Source organism: Burkholderia sp. E168m23 (assembly GCF_016586125.1).
Taxonomy (GTDB): Bacteria; Pseudomonadota; Gammaproteobacteria; order Burkholderiales; family Burkholderiaceae; genus Burkholderia; species Burkholderia orbicola.
On sequence record NZ_BCPP01000670.1, the window covers coordinates 1 to 4,093 of the forward strand.

Here is a 4,093-nt window from a genome sequence, read left to right on the forward strand (position 1 = left end):
CGGCATCAACGCGACCGACGCGCAGATCGTCGGCGTGATGAGCACCGGCAACAAGGACGTCGACGAACGGATCGTCAACGTGACGTTCACGGCCGCGCAGGCGCTGCTGCGCACCGACCGCGCGTCGCGCATCGCGGTGTTCCTCGAGGACACCGCCGGCACGCCGGCCGCAGCAGCAGCGCTGCGCGCGGCGCTGCCGACGCTCGACGTGAAGACCTGGGATCAGCTCGTGTCGCTCTATCACCAGGTCGTCGCGCTGTACAAGAACCAGTTCTCGGTGTTCGGCGCGATTCTCTGCGTGACGATCCTGCTGTCGATGAGCAACTGGATCCTGATGAGCATCGTCGAGCGGCGCCGCGAGATCTCGACGCTGCGCGCGCTCGGCGTGCCGGCCGCCACGGTGCGCGGCGTGCTGATCCAGGAAACCGCGCTGCTCGGCCTGCTCGGTGCGGCCGCCGGCATCGCGCTCGCGCTGCTGACGATGGTCGCGCTCAATCACGCGCAGATCCACCTGCCCGCACCACCCGGCCGCGTGAAGCCGATCCTGCTCGAATTCACGGTGTCGCCCGTCGCCGTGGCCGCCGTCGAAGCCGCGTTCGTCGTGCTCGGCGTGGCCGCGGCGCTGCTCGCGACGCTCGGGCTCGCGAAACGCAACATCCTCGAAGGACTCGCCCCATGAATCGCATTCGCCTCACGTTCGCCGCATTCGCCGCGCTCGTCGCGTGCGCGCCGCTCGCCGCGCAAGCGGCCGACGCGCCGGCGGCCCAGACCATGCTCGCCCGCGCCGACGCGTATCGCAGCACGGCCGCCGATACGCAGACGAACATCCAGATCACCAACGAAGTCGGCGGACAGTCCGGCGACGCGACGCGCTATCTCGTCTACACGCGCGGCAACGGCGACACGCTCGCGCTGACGCGCAGCGGCGAGAACGACGGCCAGAAGTACCTCGCGACGACGCGCGGGCACTGGTTCTACGTGCCGAACACGCGCAGCGCGGTACGCATCAACGGGATGCAGCGGCTGCAAGGCGAAGTCGTGATCAGCGACATCACGCGCACGCACTGGGCCGACAGCTATCGCGCGACGGCCGCGCCCGGCACGACGCCGATCGCCGGCAAGCCGGCCACCGAGCTCGACCTGACCGCGACCGATCCCGACAACGTCTACCCGACGATCAAGCTGTGGGTCACGCCCGATACCGACGTGCCGGTGCGCGCGCAGTTCTTCCTGGCGAGCGGCCTGCTGTTTCGCAGCGCCGATTTCTCCGCGCCGGTCGACGCGAACGGCCGCAAGGTGATCCGCAAGATCACGTATCGCAACGAGGTCGAGAAACAGCGCGCAAGCGTCGTCGACATCCTCGACGGCCAGCCGCGCAAGATTCCGTCGGGCTGGTTCAATCCCGACACGCTCGCCGATGGCCAGTGAGTACGACGCCGATGCCGACGCTCATCGTGACCGCCTCCATTCATCGCCCGAACGCGCCCGCCGCGGCTGGCCCGGTGTCGCGCTTGCCATCCCGCTCGCGCTCGGCTGCACGCTCGCGCACGGAGAATCGCTGATGGACCAGCTCGGCACGCTCAACGGCATCGGCTACGCGCGCACCGTCGACAGCATGGACGGCCGCGCGCTGCTCGGCCGCCTGATCGGCGATTCGCCGCGCAATCAGCAGGAAGCCGGCCTGCTCGCGCGCATCGACGGCGAGAACCTGTTCGCGAATGCGCGCGTGGTCGCGAGCAACCACTCGCTCGGCGCGCAGGCGAGCCGCTTCAACGAAGCCGGCGTGCGCTACGCGTTCGACAACGGCATCACGCTCACGGCGGGCAAGCGGATCGATACGCTCGACACGTCGCAGGCGTTCTTCCCGCTCGGCTTCTTCCAGAAGCGGGCCGCGACGGCCGACATCTACGATCGCTACGGCGACGTCGAAGGCACGCCGCTCGTCGAAGCGAAATGGGCCGGCGAGCAGACCACGCTGCAGTTCATCGCCGGCGAGAACCGCACGCTGCGCAACGACGTCGACAACCGCGACGTGCAGGGCGCGACGCAGCTCGTACGCGGCGCCTACAACTGGTCGGGCGGCTCGGCCGCGCTGCTCGCCGGCCGTCACGCGGGCCGCGGCGGCACCGGCGCGACGCTGTCGTTCGACGTCGCGCGCTCGAACACCGTCTATGCGAGCGCGTGGGTCGAGCGCGGCACGACGCGGCCGCTGCCGGCCTTCATCGCGAACGGCACGCCGCTCGATACGGCCGCCGCGTACGACGCCGTCGATCGCCGCAACGATCGCCAGTACATGTGGCGCAGCGCGCTCGGCATGCAGAGCGCGCTGCCCGGCAACCTGTCGCTGATCGTCGAGTGGTCGCACGACGAAGCGCGTTACGACGCGAGCCAGTGGCGCCGAATGGTCGGTGCGGTACAGGCGAACAACGCGCTGCTGCCCGTCGCGCCCGGCGCGGCGCTGGCCGGCCTCGGCGGCACGGCCAATTTCGTGAGCGTCGACGGCAGCCTGCGCGACTACCTGTTCGCGCGGCTCGGCAAGAAAGTCGGCCGCATCGAGTATTCGCTGCGCGGCGTCTATTCGCCGCAGGACAAGGGCCTGCTCGCGATCGCGCAGGTCGTCGCCGACGTGAATCAACGCGTGAGCGTCGATGTCGCGCTCACCCACGCCTTCTCCGACAGCCAGTCCGAGTACCGGATGGTCGGTCTCGGCACCCGCATCGACGCCGCCGTGCGCGTGCGTTTCTGACAGGAACCCTGCCATGTCCACGCTTTCCGCCCCCGGCCCGCTCGCACCGTCGCTGCTCTTGCGCGTGGCCGATCAGGCCGCGTATCCGGTACTGCGCCACCTCGATGCGATCGGCACGCCGCCGCATGCGGCGGCCCGGCTCGTCGAGGCTGCCGCCGTGCGGCTGCTCGACAGCGAGATGGTGATCGCACTGCGCTCCACGGCACCGGACGTGCTGCCCGACGCGTCCGCGTCGACCCCGCTGCGGCATGACGAGGCGCCGCTCACCGAAGCGCTGCTCGAGCAGATCGGCCGCGAAGGGTTTCATCACCTGTTCAAGCCGTTCATGCGCGCGTTCATCCGCATCATGTTCGGGCTGTTCTTCTCGGACGACCAGAATCGCCGCGCCTGCGAGTGCATCGACGCCGGCCACAACTTCGCGTTCCTGATGAGCGACGGCGGCGGACCGACGCTCGCTGCCTGGCGCACGGTCGTGCGCAGCGACGACAACGGCCTCGCACTGACCGTCGACAAGGTGTGGGGCATCGAGGCGCATCGCGACTGCATGGCCGTCGTCGCCGCGCGCTTGCCCGGCGTGATGTTCCCGGCCGCCTACCTCGTGTGGCCCGACGAATACCGAAAGCTGAAACGCTCGACCTGCGGCGCGCCGTTCCTCGCGGGCAACCTGCAGCTCGCGAACGTCGGCGGCCAAGTGCGCGTCGCCGCCGAGGACCGGCTGCGGATCGGCGGCCCGACCGTATTCAACAAATACCTGACCGTCGTGCGGCCGTACTTCGTCCGCGCGCTGATGGCGCACGTCGGCTGGCTCGAGCGGACCGGCCGCGTCGAACTCGACGCCGATGCGCGCGCCGTGCACCGCTTCATCGCGGACGCCGCGCGCAGCCAGACCGACGATGCGCACTACAGCTTCGGCAAGGTGCAGCGCGTGCTCGCGATCAAGCTGCTGTCGAACGAGTTCCTGAGCGCGCTCGTACGCGACGGCAAGGTGCCGCTGTTCGACGACCAGCGCGACCTGCTGGCGTTTTCGAAGATGGAAGGCAGTTCGTACCGTTGTTATCACGAGCTTCGCAAGAGCCTGCGCTGCGAAGCCGGCAGTTGACCCACGCGACAGGCCGATCGATCCCGATCAAATCCACTCAACTTCAGGAGCTCCCCTCATGACGACCCAGAACGTTCCGGCCGACGCGCTCGACATCCTGTCCCGCGAAGTCGCGAAGATCCTCAACGTCGAAACCGTCGACACGGACGCCGGCATCGGCGAACTCGGCATCGATTCGCTGAACATCGTCGAGCTGATCGTGTTCTGCGAACAGCTTTACGGCTCGATCGATCCGGAAGCGCTGAACA

At 68.8% G+C, this 4,093-nt stretch carries 5 protein-coding genes; all 5 read left to right on the top strand.

Annotation, left to right across the window (positions count from 1 at the left end):
- Positions 1–679, top strand: a 679-nt coding sequence (locus JMF90_RS27100; RefSeq protein WP_201325650.1) for an ABC transporter permease, incomplete at its 5' end; no start/stop codon positions are given.
- On the top strand, positions 676–1,428 hold the full coding sequence (locus tag JMF90_RS27105; RefSeq protein WP_054928609.1) for an outer membrane lipoprotein-sorting protein: 753 nt from the start codon (positions 676–678) through the stop codon (positions 1,426–1,428). The genes JMF90_RS27100 and JMF90_RS27105, both read left to right, overlap by 4 nt.
- Positions 1,418–2,746, top strand: a complete 1,329-nt coding sequence (locus tag JMF90_RS27110; protein ID WP_054928608.1) for a hypothetical protein — start codon at positions 1,418–1,420, stop codon at positions 2,744–2,746. Before JMF90_RS27105 ends, JMF90_RS27110 begins: the two co-directional genes overlap by 11 nt.
- Positions 2,747–2,759: 13 nt before the next feature.
- Complete coding sequence (locus tag JMF90_RS27115; RefSeq protein ID WP_054928607.1) at positions 2,760–3,845, top strand: hypothetical protein; 1,086 nt, start codon at positions 2,760–2,762, stop codon at positions 3,843–3,845.
- Positions 3,846–3,903: 58 nt separating this feature from the next.
- A partial coding sequence (locus JMF90_RS27120) for an acyl carrier protein (RefSeq protein ID WP_201325651.1) occupies positions 3,904–4,093 on the top strand: 190 nt, incomplete at its 3' end.

What these genes read in the sequence shown, in the direction of transcription:
- JMF90_RS27105 (WP_054928609.1), top strand. Translation starts at nt 676, where the DNA reads ATGAATCGCATTCGCCTCACGTTCGCCGCATTCGCCGCGCTCGTCGCG.
- JMF90_RS27110 (WP_054928608.1), top strand. Translation starts at nt 1,418, where the DNA reads ATGGCCAGTGAGTACGACGCCGATGCCGACGCTCATCGTGACCGCCTC.
- JMF90_RS27115 (WP_054928607.1), top strand. Translation starts at nt 2,760, where the DNA reads ATGTCCACGCTTTCCGCCCCCGGCCCGCTCGCACCGTCGCTGCTCTTG.